The following is an 18,693-nucleotide window of genomic DNA, read 5'->3' on the forward strand; positions in this document are numbered from 1 at the left end:
TGCAACCTATCTAGTTTAAAAGAAAACAGGGTGGCTATATGGCGCGCGACGGCGAAAATTCGACACATCAGCAGCGTGGCATTCGCTACGCCCGCGAGCTTGAGGCACATCTGGGCTGGCTTGACACGTTTTCGGGCACAGCGCTTGGGGTGTTGGCTGTGGCATCGGGCATCTACACCTATCTTGGGGTGTCCTCTTTGCTGGATGACAACGGCGCGATGTCAGCATTTGCAGCGATCGCATATTCTGCGGCAGTGTCCGTCGGCATTTTTGTATTCTGGTCCTATATGATGCGCTTGTTTCCAGCGGTGCGCAGCGTCCGGGCACGGGTTGGTCTGCTGGGGGCGATGTCGTTGGGGGCCGTGGCCATTATCGCCATGTCGAGCTGGCTGAACGCGGCTGCTCTTGCTGGCTCAGCTGCGGTGGAACAACATCTGGCCGAGACCGTACAGGATTACCAAGGGTCGCTGGAGCGCGCACATGAAATCACCCTCTCGGCCCAAGGTCTCGAGCGGGATGTGGCCCGCGTGCGGCAAAGTTTCGAGGATCTAAGCGAACAAGAGGCCACCGGCGGGCTGTCAGGGCTGGCCGGTCGGGGCGCTGTGTTTCGCGTGCTGCGCCAGAAATCGGCAGAGCTGTCGGGGCTGGAGGCCCAGATCGCCACCCAGACGCCACTGGTGAGCGACGCCTTTGTCGAGGGCAACCAGATCCTAAGCCGGATGCGTGCCCTTACTGTCGAACCCGGACCGGTTGAAGCGCGATCGGTTGAGTTTTCGGAACAGGCCGTACGCCTTGCGGGGCTGATCACGCGGTTGCGCCAACTGTCTGTAGCCCCGCTTGTCGAACGTGCCGCGCAGGATTTGTCAGCCTCGGTCGTTCTGCCCGAACTGGACGGCAGCAGCGTCGAAGTCCGCGGCAATCAGGCCTCTACCATCACCGCCGTGCTAGAGGTGCTGGCTCAACGTGCAGCTACGCTAGAACGCGCAGCCCAGGACGTGCTTGCCATGGCCCCACCGACAGAGACGACCTACACGCCGATTTCCAGCGCGGATGCCGTTATCAAATATGCGCGTAACTTTATCCCGTCCTGGGCCGGTGCCATCGCGATTGATCTACTGCCAGCGGTATTGGTGTTTATCCTTGCGATCACCCAAGGAGCGATTCGCGAAGGCCGCGAGGGTGCCGCCATCGAAGAAACGCTGACGTTGGCAGAACTGCGGGCCGCCGTGCTAGCAATGCGTGACATGGATGCGGCGATGAAGGGTGTGTCAATGGTGGACACCCCCACGCCGGATGCCAATGCGCGCGATGCCACTCTAACGCCAGATATCGCAGCGGACACCACGGTCACGTCGACGCCGTCCAAGACCACATGAAACCGCTGCGCGACTCTCCAAAACGTCCACCCGCCGCCCGAGTCCTTGGCGGCGTCCTGATGCTTCAGCTTGGACTGGCCGGTATGTTGTTCTGGGGCGATCTTGGCGACGGGTTACGTTTGCCCGGCTTCTCCCCCCGCGCACCAAGTCTGACAGAGCCGACACGCCCTGGCGACCAGACCCGCCGCTTTCAGCCCGACCGCGCCCGTCCCATGCCTGACACTCCCCTGCCCAAGCGTCTGACCCTCACGGTCGTCGAAGGTGGGGCGCGGGTGTTGCTGGAAGGCGGCATTATGGCGGGCGATGCCGAACGGATCGAAAAACAGATCACCGCGCTCGAGCCCCAACCCGACGGGGTTATCCTGAATTCCCCCGGTGGGTCGGTCAGCGATGCGCTGCGTCTGGGGCGTTATATTCGCGATACCGATCTGACAACGGCACTGCGCAGCGGCGATATCTGCTATTCCGCTTGCCCGTATATGTTGGCGGCCGGCACCCGCCGCGATGTGCCAGACGATGCCTCTGTCGGGGTGCATCAACACTTTTTCGGCGAAAGCACCCTGCTGCCCGCCTTTGTGGCCGTCGAAGACATCCAGCGCGGACAGGGAGAGGTCATGACCTATCTAGATCAGATGGGAATCGACCCGTTGGTCATGCAGCACGCATTGGTTACCCCCCCCGATGAGATCTATCTGCTGCTGCCCGAAGAGCTGACCCGCTATCGCTTTGTGGAAAACGCCGACGCAAGCTAAGATACCCCTTGTCGCAAGCCATCGTCGCGCCTACTTAACGGGGGTGACGGGTTCTGCCCTGTTTGTAAAAGTTACATTCCAGTGGCCTTAAGCAAATCCGAGGGAGCTGGCTCTGTTCGAGCCCTGGTTCGTTTATCTGGCGCCCACCTGTACATACAGGTCCTCGGGAATATACAACAGAACGGCAGCGGTGGTCCCGTCACACTTTCTTACAGTTAAACGTCGCAGGCTGCCGGTTCGCACCGGTCAGACGGTGCGACCAGATCAGAATGCTTCGGGGCGTGCCTCTCGGGCCATGTGATCCAGAACGGCGTTCACGAACTTTGGCTCGTCGCCGCCCTCAAAGAAGGCGCGGGCCACGTCGACATATTCATTGATCACAACCTTGGGCGGGGTTTCCTGCTCGCGCAGCTCTGCGCCGGCGGCGCGAAAGAGCGCACGCAAAGTAGGGTCAATGCGCGCGATGGCCCATTTGGCAACCAAGGCACGGTCCGTCATCTGGTCAATCGCCGCCTGATAGTTCACGGCTGTCTCAAGCAATTCCGCAAAATGCCGAATGTCGCCGTCAATCATTTCCTGACCGTCATAGGTCGCGCCAAAGCGGTGCTCGAGGAACTCTTTGCGTACTGTGTCAAAGCTCTGCGAGGAATGTTCCATCTGGAACAAGGCCTGCACGGCATAAAGCCGCGAAGCTGATTTCATCTTGCGTTTTTGATTGCCCGAAAGGCCGGCGGAGGATGTCATGCTGTCTTGGGTCCGTCATTGTTGCCCGCCATCAGAAATTCATCCGAGCGGGGCTTGAAACCGATATCTTTACGAATGTCGCCCCACTTACGGCTCAGCGCGATCAGATGCAAGGCCGCAGCTGCAGCGCCACCGCCCTTGTTTTGCCCATCAGGATCGGCGCGCACGGCGGCCTGTTCATGGTTTTCGACCGTCAGGATACCGTTGCCGATGCAGATGCCCTGCAAACCCATCAACTGCAACGCGCGGCTGCTGTCGTTGCACACGGTCTCGTAATGCGTCGTCTCGCCACGGATCACGCAGCCGAGGGCAACATAACCGTCAAAATTGCTCTTGCGGTCAGAGATGCCGATGGCAGTCGGTATCTCAAGCGCGCCGGGCATTTCCACCACGTCCCACTCTGCCCCTGCAGCCTCAAGTTCAGCTTTGGCCCCTTTCATCAGCCCTTCGGCGATATCCGAGTAATAGGGCGAAATGACGATCAAAACCTTAACAGGCGTCTCGAATCTCGGGGTCGTCAGCGTGGTGTGATTTCCAGCAGCCATTGCACTTACTCCTGCGTGATCGGGCGCGTGCCCACGATGCTAAGGTCATATGCGTCCAGCCCCAGATAACGGGTATCGGGGTTGTCGGTCAGCAAGATCAGCTTGTGCAGGCCAAGGCTCGCCATGATCTGCGACCCCAGACCGGTCCGTTTGACGGTACGGGGACGGTCGTCCTCTTCGTCTTCGAAACGCAAACGCGGATCGGGGTCGCGGAACAGCAATACCGCACCGCGGCCTTCGTCAGCGATAATCTGCATTGCACGGGGCAATTCGTCAGCGGGGCTTGGGCCAAGGCCCAAGATATCTTCAAGCGCATTGATCGCGTGGGTCCGAACCAGAACAGGCTCATCCGTGGTGATATCACCCTTTGACAGCGCAACGTGATCGGTGCCGCTGATCTCGTCGGTGAAAATCTGCATCTTCCAGTCGCCGCCATAAGCGGAGGTCACAATCCGGCTGTCACGTTCAACCAGCAGGTTATCATGTTTGTGGCGATAGGCGATCAGATCGCTGATCGTCCCGATCTTCATATTGTGTTGCTGGCAGAAGGCGACGAGATCAGGCAGGCGCGCCATTGTGCCATCTTCTTTCATAATCTCGCAAATTACGCCCGACGGATGCAGACCCGCCAGACGCGAGATATCGACAGCCGCCTCGGTATGTCCGGCCCGCACCAAGACCCCGCCGTCGCGTGCCCGCAACGGAAACACATGCCCCGGTGTGGCGATATCAACGGCGGCTTTGTCTTCGTCGATGGCGACTTTGACGGTCAGCGCCCGATCCGCAGCCGAGATTCCGGTGGTCACGCCCTCACGCGCCTCGATCGACACGGTAAAAGCCGTCTCGTGGCGGGCAGAGTTATTCACCGCCATCATTGGCAGACCCAAAGTATTGACGCGTTCTTCAGTCATTGGCAGGCAGATCAACCCGCGCCCATGTGTGGCCATAAAGTTGATCGCATCAGCGTCCGCAAACTGCGCAGGGATCACCAGATCGCCTTCGTTCTCGCGGTCCTCGTGATCGACCAGCACGAACATACGCCCCTGACGGGCTTCTTCGATGATCTCTTCGATGGGCGCGATGGTATTCGCCAATTCAGCCTCGACAGGTCCGGGCGTTTCAAATTGCATGGGCTCACCTCACTCTTTGTTGCCAAGGCACATACCCCACCCCACGCGCCTTTGCCAGAGCGGGGCAGCCCCCGCCCGCGCTTCATTTTGCCAAATAAACTCAAATCCGCACCATCAGCCGGCACTGTGCCCTGAGTTCACCCCTGTAAGAGCAACCCGCCTCGCCAGAGCCCCTGCCCTGCACGCACAGCCCTATCAGCTACACAGCGCGGTTTGGTCTCCTGCCGGGCAAAGGGATTCGCTTGCCTCTGGGGCGTGCAAGCAGAACAGCGGCAATCAGGACATCTCCGCCAACCGCGCCACATAGCGGGCCAATGTGTCGATCTCGAGGTTGATCCGGTCCCTCACGGCGACATCGCCCCAGGTCGTGACCTCTTTGGTGTGGGGGATGAAGTTGATCCCAAAATCACAGCCGTCGACCTCGTTCACGGTCAGCGATGTGCCATTCAGCGCGACCGATCCTTTGGGCGCAATGAACCGAGCAAGATCTTCGGGCGCGCGCAGGGTCACACGGGTGCTGTCGCCCTCGTCGTGCAGCGCCACCACCTCGGCGACGCCGTCAACATGGCCCGACACAATATGCCCGCCCAATTCGTCACCGACCTTGAGCGCGCGTTCAAGATTTAGCCGCCGCCCGACCTCCCATGCGCCCAGATTGGTCTTGTCCACGGTTTCAGCGCTGATCTGCACCTCGTACCAGTCGGGCCCCAGATCGACGACCGTCAGACAGACGCCGTCGCTCGCGATCGACGCGCCCATGTCTATACCGCTGGTGTCATAGCCCGTTTCAATCCGTGCACGCAGATCCCCTTGCTGTTCGAGCTTGGTGATCTTTCCGATGTCTGTGATAATACCTGTAAACATGCGCGTGCCTCTTCTATAGTGATCGCTACCGAAGTAGACCTCTGCCATCAGCATGACAAGTCCACAGACACGCCACATTTTCGCCGGTATCAGGTGTTTGTTTGTGTGATGAACAAGGTAAACTGAAAGCTAACCATGAACGCCGCAGCCCCCCGTGACCGGGTCTTCCTCTTCCTGCAAGGGCCGCATGGCCCCTTCTTCAACCGACTGGGCAAGATGCTTCGTCTGGCGGGTGCGCAGGTCTGGCGTGTGGGGTTCAACGCAGGCGATCGGGCCTTCTGGTTCCACCCGCGCAGCTATATTCCGTTTCGCGGTACGGCTGACACGTGGAAAGACACCTTTGTTGCGCTGCTCGCCGACAAAGGTGTCACAGATATCGTGTTATACGGCGACACCCGTCCGATCCACGCCCAAGCCGTGGCCGAAGCCAAGGCGCAGGGGCTCACCGTGCATGTCTTTGAAGAAGGTTATATGCGCCCCTATTGGGTCACCTATGAGCGCGGCGGATCGAACGGCAATTCTCGGTTGATGGAGATGTCGATCGAACAGATGCAGCTCGCGCTGGCCAATTCGGACATGGAGGCCCCCCTCCCCCCCGGCCACTGGGGCGATATGCGCCAACATGTTTTTTACGGGGCGCTGTATCACTGGTTTGTGCTGTTTCGAAACGGCGCGTATCGCAACTTCCGCCCGCACCGCAGCTTGCCAGTGATCAAGGAGTTCCAGCTTTACCTCAAACGGTTGCTGTTGATGCCCGCGCTGGCACTGGATCGGCTGCTCGCGACGCTGCGCATCCGGCTTGGCGGGTTTCCTTATCATCTGGCGCTTTTGCAACTGGAACATGACAGCTCGTTTCAGGAACATTCCCCGTTCGAGACGATGACCGATTTTCTGACCGTCGTGCTCGAGGGATTTGCCAAAGGCGCACCACGCCACCACCATCTTGTCGTTAAAGCCCATCCGCTGGAAGACGGCCGCGCACCGTTGCGCCGCGTGGTGAAGCGCGTAGCGCATGATCTGGGCGTTGCGGACCGCGTGCATTTCGTGCGGGGCGGCAAGCTAGCACAGCTGCTTAATGATGCGCGCACAGCGATCACCGTGAACTCGACCGCGGGGCAACAGGTGCTCTGGCGTGGCATACCTCTCAAGGTATTTGGCAGCGCCGTCTATGCAAAGCCCGAATTCGTATCCAACCAGCCCTTGACCGATTTCTTTGCCGCCGCATCCCGCCCGGACAACAAGGCCTACAAGGACTATCGCCGGTATTTGCTAGAAACCTCGCAGGTGCCTGGCGGGTTTTACGCCGCGCGCGCGCGTACCCAGCTTCTGCGTCAGGTCGTTGATATGATGCTCGCCCCCGAAGACCCTTATGACGCGTTGGAACTGGGGACCGCGGCACCACGGCAACAGTTGCGAGCCGTCACCTGACAGATTTTTGCCGCGACAGTAGCTTTTCGATCCAAACTGCGCTAAGCCAATGATAATTACGTCGAAATAATCGGCGATTTCGAGGCAGAGTAAGAATAGGTCGAGGAGACCGGGCAGTGAAATCCGTACCCTTCCGGTGGGCGCGTCCCATCGCATTATTGGCGGCTATGGCCGTGGTATCTTCGTGTGGTCTTCCGCAGGTTGGTCCGAACAAACGTCAAATCTTTGCAGGATCGGTCCAAAAGCAAGGTGACGCTTTTGTCGTTGCCGTTAATGACCGTGTGACCCGTGCAACGGCTGTCGCACCGGCGCTTGGATTTAATTCGGGGTTTATTCACGCAGGCCAGCTTGGGTCGGACACGATTAATCCGGGTGATACGCTTGGGCTGACAATCTGGGAAAACGTCGACGACGGCTTGCTAGCGGCACAGGGCACAAACGCCACCGTGCTGGAAGAAGTGCAGGTTGACGGCTCTGGCTTTATCTTCGTGCCCTACGCGGGTCGGATCAAGGCCGCTGGCAACTCTCCCGAAGCGATCCGCCGTATCATCACCAACAAACTGTCAGAGCAGACTCCGGACCCGCAGGTACAGGTGCGCCGTCTGGCCGGTGACGGGGCGACCGTGTCGCTTGTGGGGTCTGTTGGCGCGCAGGGCGTTTATGCCATTGAACGCCCGACCCGCACCCTTGCCACCATGCTGGCACGTGCCGGCGGAGTGACGATCACGCCGCAAATCGCTCAGGTGACGGTACTGCGGGGCAACCAAAAGGGCAAAATCTGGCTGGAAGACCTGTACAACCACCCCGAGCTCGACATTGCACTGCGCGGCGGTGACCGCATCCTGATCGAGGAAGACACGCGGTCCTTTGTGGCGCTTGGTGCCACAGGTACACAACAAAAAGTCCCCTTTGAAACCAAGAACATGTCGGCCCTTGAAGGCATCGCCCAAGTCGGCGGCCTGAACGCAGGCACCGCAGACCCGACGGGTGTCTTCGTCTTCCGCAACGAACCCGAACCTGTCGTGGCTCAGGTCTTGGGCCGCGACGATCTGCAAGGCGCACAGCGCATGATTTATGTTCTGGACCTGACCAAGCCCAACGGCATGTTCATGGCACGTGACTTTGTGATCCGCGACGGCGACACGCTCTACGTCACCGAAGCGCCCTTCACACAATGGAGCAAAGTCATCTCTTCGATCACGGGGTCGGCCAGTTCGGTCAACAGCCTCTCGTCGCTCGCGTCGAGCAACTGATCTGCAAAGATGGCTTTAGGGCCTGAAACATATGATACCCCCGCCGCCGGCCCTGCAAAGGACCGGCGGCTTTTTGTGTTTAATGGCGGGTTCATCACCAACCGCAGGGTACGGCGCATTTTGCAGCTGTCGGGCTATAGCCTGCATCTGGGGCTGCCGCGCGCGGGTGATAAAGTTGCGGTTTGGGGCAACGCGGGCACAGCTCACCGTGGGCTGGCCGTGGCCGCAAAGCGTGATCTGCCTGTGGTGCGCGTCGAAGACGCATTGCTCCGGTCGCTGTTTCCCGGCCGGGCGGGCGAGCCGCCACTGGGGTTACTGGTAGACCATAAAGGGTTGCATTTTGACCCTAAACAGCCCTCTGACCTCGAAGACATCCTGACCACGCACCCGCTCGATGATACAGCTTTGCTCGACCGCGCCCGCGGTGCCATCCACCGGATAACCGAAGCGCATCTGACCAAATACAGCGGCTTTGATCCAACCCACCCCGCCCCCGATCCGGGGTATGTGCTGGTGATCGACCAAACTCTTGGCGACGCCTCAGTCGCGGCGTCGGGGGCGGACCGGTCGCGGTTTCTTGAAATGCTTGTCTTTGCACAGCAGGAAAACCCCGGCGCGCGGATCATCATCAAGACCCACCCCGAAACCGCGGCGGGCTTTCGCTCTGGCCACTTTGGCCCCCAAGACGCCAATGACCGCATCACCCTGCTGACCGCCCCGATCAGCCCTTGGGCGCTGTTCGAAGGGGCCGTGCGCGTTTATACTGTCTCCTCCCAAATGGGGTTCGAGGCGATTTTCGCCGGCCACAAACCACGGGTGTTCGGGCAACCCTTCTATGCAGGCTGGGGCCTGACCGAGGACGAATTTCCCGTTCAGCGCCGCCAACGGGTGCTGACCCGTGCGCAGCTGTTTGCGGGGGCGATGATCCTGTATCCCAAGTGGTATGATCCGCACCGCGATTGCCTGTGTGACATTGAAACCGCAATAGAAGCGATGGCAGCGCAGACCCGCGCTTGGCGCGAAGATCATCGCGGCTGGGTCGCCTCGGATATGAGGTTGTGGAAACGCCAGCCGCTCCAGCGTTTCTTTGGCCGCTGGTCGCCTGTCACCTATCGAAACGATCCCGACGCGGCGCGTGCGGCGGGCAAGCCATGGATGGTCTGGGCCTCCAAAGCGACAAAGGATCACGCCGGTGCGGTCCGCGTAGAGGACGGGTTCTTGCGGTCACGGGGCTTGGGGGCGGATCTGGTGCCACCGCTGTCGCTGGTCTGTGACGACTTGGGTATCTACTATGACCCCCGTACCGCCAGCCGGTTGGAAAATCACATCGCTGCCCGCGCCAAATTGCGCCCTGACCAGTCCCGCCGCGCCGTGCGGCTGATCGCTGCGCTGCGCGACGCGGGGCTCAGCAAGTACAACCTTGGCGGCGATATCACGCCCGACGACCTGCCCGCCGGACGGCGCATTCTGGTGCCCGGACAGGTCGAGAACGATGCCTCTATCCTGACCGGCACGGGTGACGTGGCGACGAATTTGGCGCTGCTCACCTGCGCACGTGCGGAACATCCTGACGCGGTGATCCTGTATAAGCCCCACCCCGACGTAGAGGCCGGTCTGCGTCCCGGTGCCATCGATGCCGAAGGGCTGGCCGACCGCGTATTGACCCACGCTGATCCCGTGGCCTTGCTGGCGCAGGTGGATGAGATCTGGACCATGACGTCCCTGCTGGGGTTCGAGGCGCTGTTGCGCGGCATCAAGGTGGTGACCCTCGGGGCCCCTTTCTATGCCGGGTGGGGCCTGACCGAGGACCGTGGCGCGATCCCCACCCGACGGGGGGCCGATGTCCCCCTCGAGGGGTTGGTGCATGCAGCGCTCATTGATTATCCGCGCTATTTTGATCCGCGCACCGGCACAGCCTGCCCCGTCGAGGTCGTGGTAGAGCGGCTGGCAGCGGGCGACGTGCCTCGGCGCGGGGTGACGAACCGTCTGCTGGCCAAGCTGCAAGGGGTATTTGCCACAAAGGCGCATCTGTGGCGGCGCGGGTAGCGCTACGGGGGCCAGCCCCCGCACCCCCGGGATTTTGAACCATTTGGAAGCGGTCTAGGCCGGCGCGTCGGCGCGGGCCCAGATGTGGAGGAGGTCGGGGCCGATGCGCGCCGTTTCCGTCAGGGTGAACCGCGGGGCTTGTGCAAGGTGTCGCAGCTGTAGCGCCGCGATGGCCGGCAGCCCGTCAGACCCGAGCGTGAGCCCTGCTGTGAACCCGATCAACTGATCCACCAAACCAGCCTGCAACAGCGTTGCGGCGAGCCCACCGCCGCCTTCGCAAAAGATGCGTGTCAGACCGTGCTGACCGAGTTGCTGGAGCAAATCCTCGGCATCGATCTGGCCCATCCTGCTAGCACAGGCGATCAACGTTGCGCCTAGGCTTTTCCAGGCCTCGATCAGCTCTATCGGCGCTTTGGAGCCGTGGCAAAGGATCAACGGAATATCGCCTGCAGTTTTCGCCAATGTGCCGCTAAGGGGTATGTCCAGGCCATTGGACACAACGATCCGAGTTGGCTGTCGGGTGACGCCGAGGTCGCGCACGGTCAGGCTGGGATCATCCTGTCGCGCCGTGCCGCCGCCCACCATGACCGCGTCATGCCGGCTCCGCATCGCATGTACCGCACGGCGTGCGGGCGGGGCTGTAATCCACTGGCTTTCACCTGTCGCGGTGGCGATACGACCATCAAAGCTGCTGGCGAGTTTAAGCGATACCATCGGACGGCCTGCATCAATACGCAGGAAAAAACCCATGTGATCGGTTCGGGCTTCATGCGCGAGCATACCGACGTCAACCGCGATGCCCGCCGCCTGCAAGATGGCGATGCCCTTGCCGCTGACGCGCGGGTCGCTGTCTGTGCAGGCAATCACAACGCGCGCGACCTTTGCTGCCACAAGGGCATCGGCGCAGGGCGGGGTCTTGCCGGTATGGGCGCAGGGTTCGAGCGTGACATAGGCCGTCGCGCCCTTGGCCGCCGGCCCCGCTTGACGCAGGGCTTCGGGTTCAGCGTGAGGTCTCCCGCCCGGCTGGGTCCACCCCCGTCCGACGATGCGATCCTGTTGCACGATGACGCAGCCCACGGCCGGATTGGGCCAGACAGCCCCCTGCCCGCGCCGGCCCAAGGATAGGGCCAGCGCCATAAAGCGCACGTCGTCAGACATGGTTATTCGTCCGCAGGGGTGTCTGGGCGTAGTTCCTGGACAAACTTATCGAAGTCGTCTGCCGCCTGAAAGTTCTTATAGACGCTGGCAAACCGCACATAGGCGACGGTATCGATGCGGGCCAAGGCCTCCATCACGATCTCACCGATCTGTTTCGACCCGACATCTGTTTCGCCCATGCTTTCAAGACGGCGCACAATGCCGCTGATCATCTGATCGATACGTTCAGGATCAATCGGGCGTTTCTGCATGGAGATGCGGATGGAACGTTCCAGCTTGTCGCGGTCGAAATCCTCGCGCTTGCCAGAGGTTTTAACGACCACCAAATCGCGCAGCTGCACCCGTTCATAGGTTGTAAACCGGCCCCCGCAGGCTGGACAGAAACGGCGGCGGCGGATTGATACGTGGTCCTCGGCCGGGCGGCTGTCTTTTACTTGGGTGTCGATATTTCCGCAAAACGGGCAGCGCATGGCCGGTCCCCTTTATCTTAAACCTGCTCAATAGGGGTCTAAACGACCCCACTCCCCAAAACTATAGGGCCAACGCGAGGTTTTGGGTAGGGGCGAAATGGCCGTCTATATGTTGTATTGAGCGAAACTGCCGTGAACTTCGGCGTCGCCGATGCGTTAAGCCTGGAACACGATAAATCTGAAGGGAAAGCGACATGACCAAGACGCTGTTTATCACAGGAGCCTCTAGCGGGATCGGCGCAGCAACCGCACGCGCCGCAGCCAAGGCAGGATGGAACGTAGGACTGTTTGCCCGCAGCGAGGACAAGCTCAAAGACCTCGCACGTGACATCGGGGATCAGGCGCTGGTCCTGACGGGAGATGCCACAAGCTATGACGATCAGGAACAGGCCATGAGCCGCCTTGCGCAGAAGTTCGGCCAGATTGACGCGGTGTTCGCAAATGCGGGACGCGGCACCTCACCCGGCGGGACCGAGAAAGGCAACCCCGATGATTGGAAAGCTATGATCGACCTGAACGTGATGGGTGCGCTTTATACCGCCCATGCTGCGATGCCCTACCTGCGCAAAACGACAGGGCAATATGTTGTAACCGGATCAGCCGCGGGACGACGCCACATCAAGGGGTCAATCTATGGCGCGACCAAATTCTTCATCCACGGTTTCGCTGGCAACCTTGCCGACGAAATGGCCGAATGGGGCGGGCGCTGCATGGTCGTGTCTCCGGGTATGGTCGACACGCCTTTCTTTGACGAGGCCAAGCCCGATAAACTCAAGCCCGAGGATGTCGCATCTGCCGTATTGCACGCGCTGGAGGCACCGGCCCATGCGGCGGTCCGCGAAATCCATCTGATGCCAGTGGGCTAAGCTCAGGCGAAATGTACCGCGACGCGCCTGCTATGGGGCGCGTCGCGGTGTTCGAACAGATAGATGCCCTGCCATGTTCCAAGCACCATGCGCCCTGCGACCACAGGAATGCTAAGCGTGACAGGCATCACTGCCGCTTTGATATGCGCGGGCATGTCATCTGGCCCTTCAATTGTATGGCGCAAATAGGACATCGAAGGATCATTCGCAGGCGGCACCAGCCGTGCAAAATAAGCCAATAGGTCGCGCTGCACGTCGGGATCTGCATTTTCCTGGATCAGCAGCGAGGCAGAGGTATGTCGCACGAACAATGTCAGCAACCCGTCGGACCGCTGACACGAAAGCGCCTGCATTACATCGCTGGTAACCTCATACAGCCCCTGCCCGCGTGTATGGACCGTAAGTTCGGTGTTCATCCTTCTTGCCTTCCGCTTGGGCTATTGCTTTGGCGTCAGGCTAGCCTTACCTGCCGGGCGATTGCAAACCACCACACAACGTAATGCCGTGGCTGATGGTCATCGCCGATCCGGCCTTGGTCAGAGATCCGCCAAGTATCACCACAGGCGACGGTGTCAGCCCTGACGGATCGAGCGTAAAGGTCACGCCACCATCGCCGCCAAAGCCACGCGCGCGCGGTTCGCTGACATAAAGCGTCTGACGATCCGCGGCTCCCATCTGGTCCACAGCGTAACCCGCTGCGGCACACCAGTGCCCCCGCGCGCCAAAGCCCGTGCTACCGCTGATACGCACGCCATTTTCCGTCGGCGTGTAGCTCAGCCGTTCATTTGGCACGTAGCCCTGCGCAAGGGCAGGCCCCGCGGCCAAGGCGGCCAGCAAAAGCGCCGTTTTGAAAGTTTTCATCATGTCATTCCTGTTATTAGAAGTCTTTCAGCTCAAGGATGTAGTCCTTGCAGAACTGGATTGCGTGGCCAACCGGCAGGGTCTGCCCCGCGTTGCGGACCGACACTGAATAAGATTTGAATGCGGCCTCGGATAACTCGGCGTCACTCAGTGTAAATACGGCACCGACGCGGCCAGCCCCGCTGGCCGAGGGACCACGCGGCGACTTGAGGTAGATTTGGTCTGCTGTCCGTGCACCCAGCTGGTCTTCGGCATATTCGGCAGCGGCACACCACAGGCCGCGCGCGCCCTCTCCGCGATCCTCGATCACCTCAAAGGTCGTGCCCGACAGCGAAATAACCTGCAACCGGTTCACCGCCGTAAAGGGCTGCGCGACGGCGGCCATTGGCATAGTGGACAAAATGGCGACGAGGGCGAGACGTTTCATGGCGGTTCCTGTTTGGCGGCTAGGACACAGATAGGGTGCGCGGCGTGGATTTAAATTCACAGGTTTGAGAGTGCGGCCCAACCGCATGAAAAAAGGCGAATGCCGAAGCACCCGCCTTTTATATTGTTTGCGATTGAACAGCTTACTGATCGAGGAACGACCGTAGCTTGCGCGACCGGCTTGGGTGCTTGAGCTTGCGCAGTGCCTTTGCCTCGATCTGACGGATACGTTCGCGCGTCACGCTGAACTGCTGACCAACCTCTTCGAGCGTATGGTCGGTATTCATACCGATGCCGAAACGCATCCGCAAAACACGTTCCTCGCGCGGGGTCAGCGATGCCAGGACCCGTGTCGTGGTTTCCTTGAGGTTTTCCTGAATGGCGCTGTCCAATGGCAGCACGGCATTCTTATCTTCGATGAAGTCGCCAAGCTGGCTGTCTTCCTCATCGCCGATTGGCGTTTCAAGGGAGATAGGCTCCTTGGCGATTTTCATCACCTTGCGAACCTTTTCCAAGGGCATCTGCAGCTTTTCTGCCAGCTCTTCCGGCGTCGGCTCGCGGCCGATTTCGTGCAGCATCTGACGACCGGTCCGAACCAGCTTGTTGATCGTTTCGATCATATGCACTGGGATACGGATGGTACGGGCCTGATCCGCGATGGACCGCGTGATCGCTTGCCGGATCCACCATGTCGCGTAGGTGCTGAATTTATAGCCGCGACGGTATTCGAACTTGTCCACGGCCTTCATGAGACCGATGTTACCTTCCTGAATAAGATCAAGGAACTGCAAGCCGCGGTTAGTATATTTTTTAGCAATCGAAATAACGAGGCGCAGGTTTGCCTCGACCATTTCTTTCTTGGCCTGACGGGCCTCTTTTTCGCCCTTCTGAACCTGCTGCACAATGCGGCGGAATTCAGAGATATCAAGACCGACATATTGACCAACCTGCGCCATATCGGTGCGCAGCTCGTCAACCTTTTCAGATGAGCGTTCGATGAACATCTGCCAACCGCGACCGGATTTTTCGGCCATCCGCTCCATCCAGTTGGGATCCAGTTCGTAGCCACGATAGCTGTCGACGAACTCCTTGCGGTTGATCCGCGCTTGGTCAGCGAGCTTCACCATCGCGCTGTCGATCTGCATGATACGACGGTTAATGCCGTACAACTGGTCAATCAGGGCTTCGATACGGTTGTTGTGCAGATGCAGGTCGTTGACCAGCAGCACGATCTCGGACCGGACGCGCTGGTATTCTTCCTCATCGGCCTTCGAAAAGGTGCCGTCCTCGTTCAGGGTCGCCGAAATCCGGCTGTCCTGAATCTGGCTCAGCTTGACGTAATCGTCGGCTATGATGTCCAACGCCTCAAGCACCTGTGGCTTGAGCGCGGCTTCCATCGCGGCCAGCGACATGTTTGCCTGTTCGTCTTCATCCTCGTCGTCGTCATCATTCGAGATCGGATTACCATCGGCATCGACTTCGCTGGTGCTTTCGGCAGACTTTGTTTCGGTCCCGCCGACGGGCACGACCGGAGTCGTTTCTTCTTCATCGCCCATCTGGGTGCCGAATGTCGCCTCAAGGTCGATCACGTCGCGCAGCAGAATGTCTTCGGACAAAAGTTCGTCGCGCCAGATCGTGATCGCCTGGAAGGTCAGCGGGCTTTCACACAGCCCCGCGATCATTGTATTGCGGCCTGCCTCGATCCGCTTGGCGATGGCGATCTCGCCCTCACGGCTTAGCAGTTCGACGGACCCCATTTCCCGCAGGTACATGCGTACGGGGTCGTCCGTGCGGTCCAGCTTTTCGGACGTGCCAGCGGACAGCGCCACATCACGCGTGCTTTCCGTGGTGGCAACTTCGGTGCCACCCTTGGCGTCTTCTTCTTCGGCTTCTTCGTCTTCGATCACGTTGATGCCCATTTCGGACAACATCGACATCACGTCCTCGATCTGCTCCGAACTTACTTGATCGGGCGGCAGAACGGTGTTGAGCTGATCGTAGGTGATATAGCCTTTTTCACGGGCTTCGCCGATCATCTTTTTGACGGCGGCTTGGCTCATATCAAGCGAATGGCCGGCATCCTGGTCGTCAGACTTCGCGTCTTCGTTCGTGTCTTTGGCGGCCATGAAATTTCCTCCAGCGAATGGGTGCGAATCACGTGACGTGATTCGGTTATTCGAATCATGCGGGGTTCTGGGTGATTCTTAAACCCGTTACCCTGTATTTTGTTAGACATCCCGGCGAAAAAGCCACGCCGGGTTCATTTTTTCTCTTTCGTGCCACCCTTCAGGATCGACCCCAGCAAAGCATCAAATGCGCTGCGTTCGTCCCGGCTGATGTGGGCACCGTTTTCAGCGATGTCGTATTCAGCGGTATCTTCCTGCCCGCTACGTTGCGCACGATCGGCATTGCGCGCCGCTTCGCCCAACCGCCATGTCAGACCCTCGTCGGCCATGCCGGTCATATCCTCGACCGCATCGGCGATCTCTTCATCCAGTCCACGCACGGCCTCCAGCTTCCCCAGTTCCTCAGCGACGGTCATACGCGTCTTCTCAAGGTTGCCAGGGCTTCGGATGCAAGGCGTGATGGCTACGTGGCGCTGCGCCAGCATATTTTCAAGTGTGTACTCGCCAAGGGCGTCGTAAATCTTTTCGCGCAACACCGCAGGGTCCTGATGCACATGGCGCAGCATCAAGTCCCGAATACGCCCGTGATCGTAGTCCTGACAGCGCATTGTGGCCAAGCCGTTTTCAAATTCTTCAACCAATTGCGGGCAGTTTAGCAAAGCCATCAAAATCACCGCTTCGCGCAGATGCTCTGTCGCGCCCAGACCTGCTGCAGTCACCAGAATAGAGGATTTCGCACTTGGCGACGGGCCTTGCGGTGGTGGTGCCCACTTGCCCCCACCGGACGCACGCGCCACAGGGCTAAAGTCTTTCTTGGCCTTTTGCGGGCGGAACAGCTGCCAGCGTAAATCCTTGATCTCCTGGCCATAGTGGCTACGGATCGAAGGGTCTTTGATCATCATGATCTTTTCGCGCAACGCCTTGTCCAGGCCGGCCTTGCGTTCAGGGCTGTCAAAAACGCGGCCATCGGTCTCGCGCTGCCACAACAGCCGCACCATCGGCATCGCGTTATCCAGCAGCTTTTGCAACGCGGGAGCCCCATGGGCCCGCAGCAGATCGTCGGGATCCTGCCCGTCTGGCATCACGGCAAAGCGCAAGGATTGGCCCGCCTCCAACAACGGCAGCGCCAGATCGATCAACCGCATCGCCGCCCGCTGGCCCGCCGTGTCACCATCCAGCGTGATGATGGGCTCGGGCGAGATGCGCCACAACATCTGCAACTGGCTTTCCGTGATTGCCGTTCCCAAGGGGGCCACGGCCGCACCAAATCCGGCCTGCACCAGCGCAATCACGTCCATATACCCTTCGGCGACGATCAACGGTTTGCCCTGCCCCGCAGCAGTCCGCGCGTCACGGACATTATAGAGACTGCGGCCCTTATCAAAAAGCTCCGTCTCCGGGGAGTTCAGGTATTTAGCATTGTCATTGGGGTCCATGGCCCGCCCGCCAAAAGCAATCGCCCGCCCCCGCGCATCGCGAATAGGGTAGATGATCCGGCCCCGGAACGTATCATAGGGCCGCCCGCCTTTGGACGAAGGCTTGGCCAGCCCTGCCCCCATGATCAGCGCGTCCTCGACATTCTTGGCCTTCAGATGATCCCAAAGTCCCTGCCACTGATCCGGCGCAAATCCGATTTCCCACTGCTCCAGCGCCTGCGGTGTCAGACCGCGGCCTGCCAGATAATCGCGCGCAGCACTAGCCGCCCCCGTGCGCAACTGCAGCCGGAAATACTGCACGGCCAGCTCCATTACCTCGGCCAGCTGGGTCCGCTTGTCGGCTTTTTCCTGCGCGCGGGGGTCCTGCTTGGGCATGGGCATCCCTGCCTCACGCGCCAAAATCTCGACCGCCTCCATAAAGCTTACATTCTCGGTCTCGCGCACAAAAGAGATCGCATCCCCTTTGGCATGGCATCCGAAGCAATAGTAGAATCCCTTGCGGTCATCGACATGGAAGCTGGCTGATTTTTCCTGATGAAACGGGCACGGAGCCCACATATCGCCCTTGCCCTGATTGGACTTGCGCGCATCCCACATCACTTTGCGCCCTACCACCTGTGACAGGCTGGCACGGCTGCGCAGTTCATCCAAAAATCCAGGGGGCAGGCTCATACGGTTTTATATTGGGTCGCGATGGTCAAAGTCCAGCACCCAAAGTCCCCAAAGGCGACTTCATTTTGCCAAAAAACTCCGGGGGGATCGTCCGTCAGGGCGATGGGGGCTGGCCCCCATATCACCGCCCCGACAGATGCTTCAGCGCTACGGATAGCGCGTCGGCACCGTCATTGGCCCAGGCACATCTCGTTCCAAGCAGCAGACAGATCGTTCTTTTTTACGTCACGCATTTTCATTTCATACACCCAAGGCGCAACCAGCGGCACAACGGCATCGTAGCGATCCGGCCACTGCGGGTTCTGAGACGCAATGTGGTCCGGTACCTCGCGTTCTTTCACGCGGTCGATGCGCGCCTGACGCACGGCCTGGACGACATCCGCCTGATACTGACAATCGGTATCGGCGCTAGTTGCGGCAAAGACTGGTGCACTGGAAGCGGCCAGCGCCGCGGCGATCATAAGTTTACCAAATTTCATCATCACATCTCCTAAATGTTGTCGGCGATACCACCGCAGTCCCCTTGCGTACAACCGACAA

At 59.8% G+C, this 18,693-nt stretch carries 18 protein-coding genes and 1 other RNA gene; 7 read left to right on the plus strand and 12 right to left on the minus strand.

What is annotated here, in order from left to right; all coding sequences use genetic code 11:
* The first annotated feature begins 38 nt into the window (after positions 1–38).
* The 3 genes from ACVBAU_RS13470 (at position 39) to ssrS (ending at position 2,329) form a co-directional block, all read left to right on the plus strand.
* Complete coding sequence (locus ACVBAU_RS13470; protein WP_448326762.1) at positions 39–1,376, plus strand: hypothetical protein; 1,338 nt, start codon at positions 39–41, stop codon at positions 1,374–1,376.
* Positions 1,373–2,128: a hypothetical protein gene (locus ACVBAU_RS13475; RefSeq protein WP_448326763.1), complete on the plus strand. Its 756-nt coding sequence runs from the start codon at positions 1,373–1,375 to the stop codon at positions 2,126–2,128. The genes ACVBAU_RS13470 and ACVBAU_RS13475 overlap by 4 nt, the downstream gene beginning before the upstream one ends.
* 47 nt (positions 2,129–2,175) lie before the next feature.
* Positions 2,176–2,329: non-coding RNA, 6S RNA (gene ssrS / locus ACVBAU_RS13480), on the plus strand.
* A gap of 63 nt (positions 2,330–2,392) precedes the next feature.
* On the opposite strand, the gene nusB is transcribed toward ssrS, so the two are convergent.
* The 4 genes from nusB to ACVBAU_RS13500 all read right to left on the minus strand — a co-directional run bounded on the left by nusB (position 2,393) and on the right by ACVBAU_RS13500 (position 5,411).
* The gene (gene nusB, locus ACVBAU_RS13485; RefSeq protein WP_093732428.1) at positions 2,393–2,872 is read right to left on the minus strand and encodes a transcription antitermination factor NusB; all 480 of its coding nucleotides are present in this window, start codon (positions 2,870–2,872) and stop codon (positions 2,393–2,395) included.
* Entirely contained in the window at positions 2,869–3,417 is a 549-nt protein-coding gene (locus tag ACVBAU_RS13490) for a 6,7-dimethyl-8-ribityllumazine synthase (RefSeq protein WP_335744298.1), read from the minus strand. The genes nusB and ACVBAU_RS13490 overlap by 4 nt, the downstream gene beginning before the upstream one ends.
* A gap of 5 nt (positions 3,418–3,422) precedes the next feature.
* Positions 3,423–4,547 (minus strand): 3,4-dihydroxy-2-butanone-4-phosphate synthase, encoded by a 1,125-nt coding sequence (gene ribB / locus ACVBAU_RS13495; protein ID WP_138922870.1) that lies wholly within the window; start codon positions 4,545–4,547, stop codon positions 3,423–3,425.
* A 276-nt stretch (positions 4,548–4,823) separates the two neighbouring features.
* Complete coding sequence (locus tag ACVBAU_RS13500) at positions 4,824–5,411, minus strand: riboflavin synthase (protein ID WP_448326764.1); 588 nt, start codon at positions 5,409–5,411, stop codon at positions 4,824–4,826.
* Between the two features lie 135 nt (positions 5,412–5,546).
* Between ACVBAU_RS13500 and ACVBAU_RS13505 the strand changes: the two genes are divergently transcribed.
* The 3 genes from ACVBAU_RS13505 (at position 5,547) to ACVBAU_RS13515 (ending at position 10,138) form a co-directional block, all read left to right on the plus strand.
* Positions 5,547–6,839: a capsule biosynthesis protein gene (locus ACVBAU_RS13505; protein WP_448326765.1), complete on the plus strand. Its 1,293-nt coding sequence runs from the start codon at positions 5,547–5,549 to the stop codon at positions 6,837–6,839.
* Between the two features lie 167 nt (positions 6,840–7,006).
* The gene (locus tag ACVBAU_RS13510) at positions 7,007–8,092 is read left to right on the plus strand and encodes a polysaccharide biosynthesis/export family protein (RefSeq protein ID WP_138925082.1); all 1,086 of its coding nucleotides are present in this window, start codon (positions 7,007–7,009) and stop codon (positions 8,090–8,092) included.
* Positions 8,093–8,101: 9 nt separating this feature from the next.
* Positions 8,102–10,138, plus strand: a complete 2,037-nt coding sequence (locus ACVBAU_RS13515) for a capsular polysaccharide biosynthesis protein (protein WP_448326766.1) — start codon at positions 8,102–8,104, stop codon at positions 10,136–10,138.
* Between the two features lie 54 nt (positions 10,139–10,192).
* Here the strand turns inward: ACVBAU_RS13515 and ribD are convergent, their stop codons facing one another.
* Both ribD and nrdR read right to left on the minus strand, forming a co-directional pair.
* Positions 10,193–11,296, minus strand: coding sequence for a bifunctional diaminohydroxyphosphoribosylaminopyrimidine deaminase/5-amino-6-(5-phosphoribosylamino)uracil reductase RibD (gene ribD, locus ACVBAU_RS13520; RefSeq protein ID WP_448326767.1), 1,104 nt, complete (start codon positions 11,294–11,296; stop codon positions 10,193–10,195).
* A 2-nt stretch (positions 11,297–11,298) separates the two neighbouring features.
* Entirely contained in the window at positions 11,299–11,766 is a 468-nt protein-coding gene (nrdR, locus tag ACVBAU_RS13525; RefSeq protein ID WP_005849229.1) for a transcriptional regulator NrdR, read from the minus strand.
* 194 nt (positions 11,767–11,960) lie between these two features.
* On the opposite strand from nrdR, the gene ACVBAU_RS13530 reads away from it, so the two are divergent.
* Entirely contained in the window at positions 11,961–12,632 is a 672-nt protein-coding gene (locus ACVBAU_RS13530) for an SDR family oxidoreductase (RefSeq protein WP_448326768.1), read from the plus strand.
* A gap of 2 nt (positions 12,633–12,634) precedes the next feature.
* Here ACVBAU_RS13530 and ACVBAU_RS13535 read toward each other — a convergent pair whose 3' ends face one another.
* The 6 genes from ACVBAU_RS13535 to ACVBAU_RS13560 all read right to left on the minus strand — a co-directional run bounded on the left by ACVBAU_RS13535 (position 12,635) and on the right by ACVBAU_RS13560 (position 18,635).
* Positions 12,635–13,048, minus strand: coding sequence for a secondary thiamine-phosphate synthase enzyme YjbQ (locus ACVBAU_RS13535; protein ID WP_448326769.1), 414 nt, complete (start codon positions 13,046–13,048; stop codon positions 12,635–12,637).
* Between the two features lie 46 nt (positions 13,049–13,094).
* On the minus strand, positions 13,095–13,493 hold the full coding sequence (locus ACVBAU_RS13540; protein WP_448326770.1) for a hypothetical protein: 399 nt from the start codon (positions 13,491–13,493) through the stop codon (positions 13,095–13,097).
* A 16-nt stretch (positions 13,494–13,509) separates the two neighbouring features.
* Positions 13,510–13,920 carry a hypothetical protein gene (locus ACVBAU_RS13545; protein WP_448326771.1) on the minus strand — a complete coding sequence of 137 codons (411 nt, stop codon included), beginning with the start codon at positions 13,918–13,920 and terminating at the stop codon, positions 13,510–13,512.
* Between the two features lie 142 nt (positions 13,921–14,062).
* The gene (gene rpoD, locus ACVBAU_RS13550; RefSeq protein ID WP_448326772.1) at positions 14,063–16,045 is read right to left on the minus strand and encodes an RNA polymerase sigma factor RpoD; all 1,983 of its coding nucleotides are present in this window, start codon (positions 16,043–16,045) and stop codon (positions 14,063–14,065) included.
* Between the two features lie 134 nt (positions 16,046–16,179).
* Positions 16,180–18,153, minus strand: coding sequence for a DNA primase (dnaG, locus tag ACVBAU_RS13555; protein WP_138922860.1), 1,974 nt, complete (start codon positions 18,151–18,153; stop codon positions 16,180–16,182).
* Positions 18,154–18,323: 170 nt separating this feature from the next.
* Positions 18,324–18,635, minus strand: a complete 312-nt coding sequence (locus ACVBAU_RS13560) for a hypothetical protein (protein WP_448326773.1) — start codon at positions 18,633–18,635, stop codon at positions 18,324–18,326.
* Between the last annotated feature and the right edge of the window lie 58 nt (positions 18,636–18,693).

The organism is Sulfitobacter sp. M13, from assembly GCF_053474885.1.

Bases quoted from the DNA above. Each gene is read 5' to 3' on its own strand.
- ACVBAU_RS13470 (WP_448326762.1), top strand. From the start codon at position 39: ATGGCGCGCGACGGCGAAAATTCGACACATCAGCAGCGTGGCATTCGC.
- ACVBAU_RS13475 (WP_448326763.1), top strand. From the start codon at position 1,373: ATGAAACCGCTGCGCGACTCTCCAAAACGTCCACCCGCCGCCCGAGTC.
- nusB (WP_093732428.1), bottom strand. From the start codon at position 2,872: ATGACATCCTCCGCCGGCCTTTCGGGCAATCAAAAACGCAAGATGAAA.
- ACVBAU_RS13490 (WP_335744298.1), bottom strand. From the start codon at position 3,417: ATGGCTGCTGGAAATCACACCACGCTGACGACCCCGAGATTCGAGACG.
- ribB (WP_138922870.1), bottom strand. From the start codon at position 4,547: ATGCAATTTGAAACGCCCGGACCTGTCGAGGCTGAATTGGCGAATACC.
- ACVBAU_RS13500 (WP_448326764.1), bottom strand. From the start codon at position 5,411: ATGTTTACAGGTATTATCACAGACATCGGAAAGATCACCAAGCTCGAA.
- ACVBAU_RS13505 (WP_448326765.1), top strand. From the start codon at position 5,547: ATGAACGCCGCAGCCCCCCGTGACCGGGTCTTCCTCTTCCTGCAAGGG.
- ACVBAU_RS13510 (WP_138925082.1), top strand. From the start codon at position 7,007: ATGGCCGTGGTATCTTCGTGTGGTCTTCCGCAGGTTGGTCCGAACAAA.
- ACVBAU_RS13515 (WP_448326766.1), top strand. From the start codon at position 8,102: ATGGCTTTAGGGCCTGAAACATATGATACCCCCGCCGCCGGCCCTGCA.
- ribD (WP_448326767.1), bottom strand. From the start codon at position 11,296: ATGTCTGACGACGTGCGCTTTATGGCGCTGGCCCTATCCTTGGGCCGG.
- nrdR (WP_005849229.1), bottom strand. From the start codon at position 11,766: ATGCGCTGCCCGTTTTGCGGAAATATCGACACCCAAGTAAAAGACAGC.
- ACVBAU_RS13530 (WP_448326768.1), top strand. From the start codon at position 11,961: ATGACCAAGACGCTGTTTATCACAGGAGCCTCTAGCGGGATCGGCGCA.
- ACVBAU_RS13535 (WP_448326769.1), bottom strand. From the start codon at position 13,048: ATGAACACCGAACTTACGGTCCATACACGCGGGCAGGGGCTGTATGAG.
- ACVBAU_RS13540 (WP_448326770.1), bottom strand. From the start codon at position 13,493: ATGAAAACTTTCAAAACGGCGCTTTTGCTGGCCGCCTTGGCCGCGGGG.
- ACVBAU_RS13545 (WP_448326771.1), bottom strand. From the start codon at position 13,920: ATGAAACGTCTCGCCCTCGTCGCCATTTTGTCCACTATGCCAATGGCC.
- rpoD (WP_448326772.1), bottom strand. From the start codon at position 16,045: ATGGCCGCCAAAGACACGAACGAAGACGCGAAGTCTGACGACCAGGAT.
- dnaG (WP_138922860.1), bottom strand. From the start codon at position 18,153: ATGAGCCTGCCCCCTGGATTTTTGGATGAACTGCGCAGCCGTGCCAGC.
- ACVBAU_RS13560 (WP_448326773.1), bottom strand. From the start codon at position 18,635: ATGATGAAATTTGGTAAACTTATGATCGCCGCGGCGCTGGCCGCTTCC.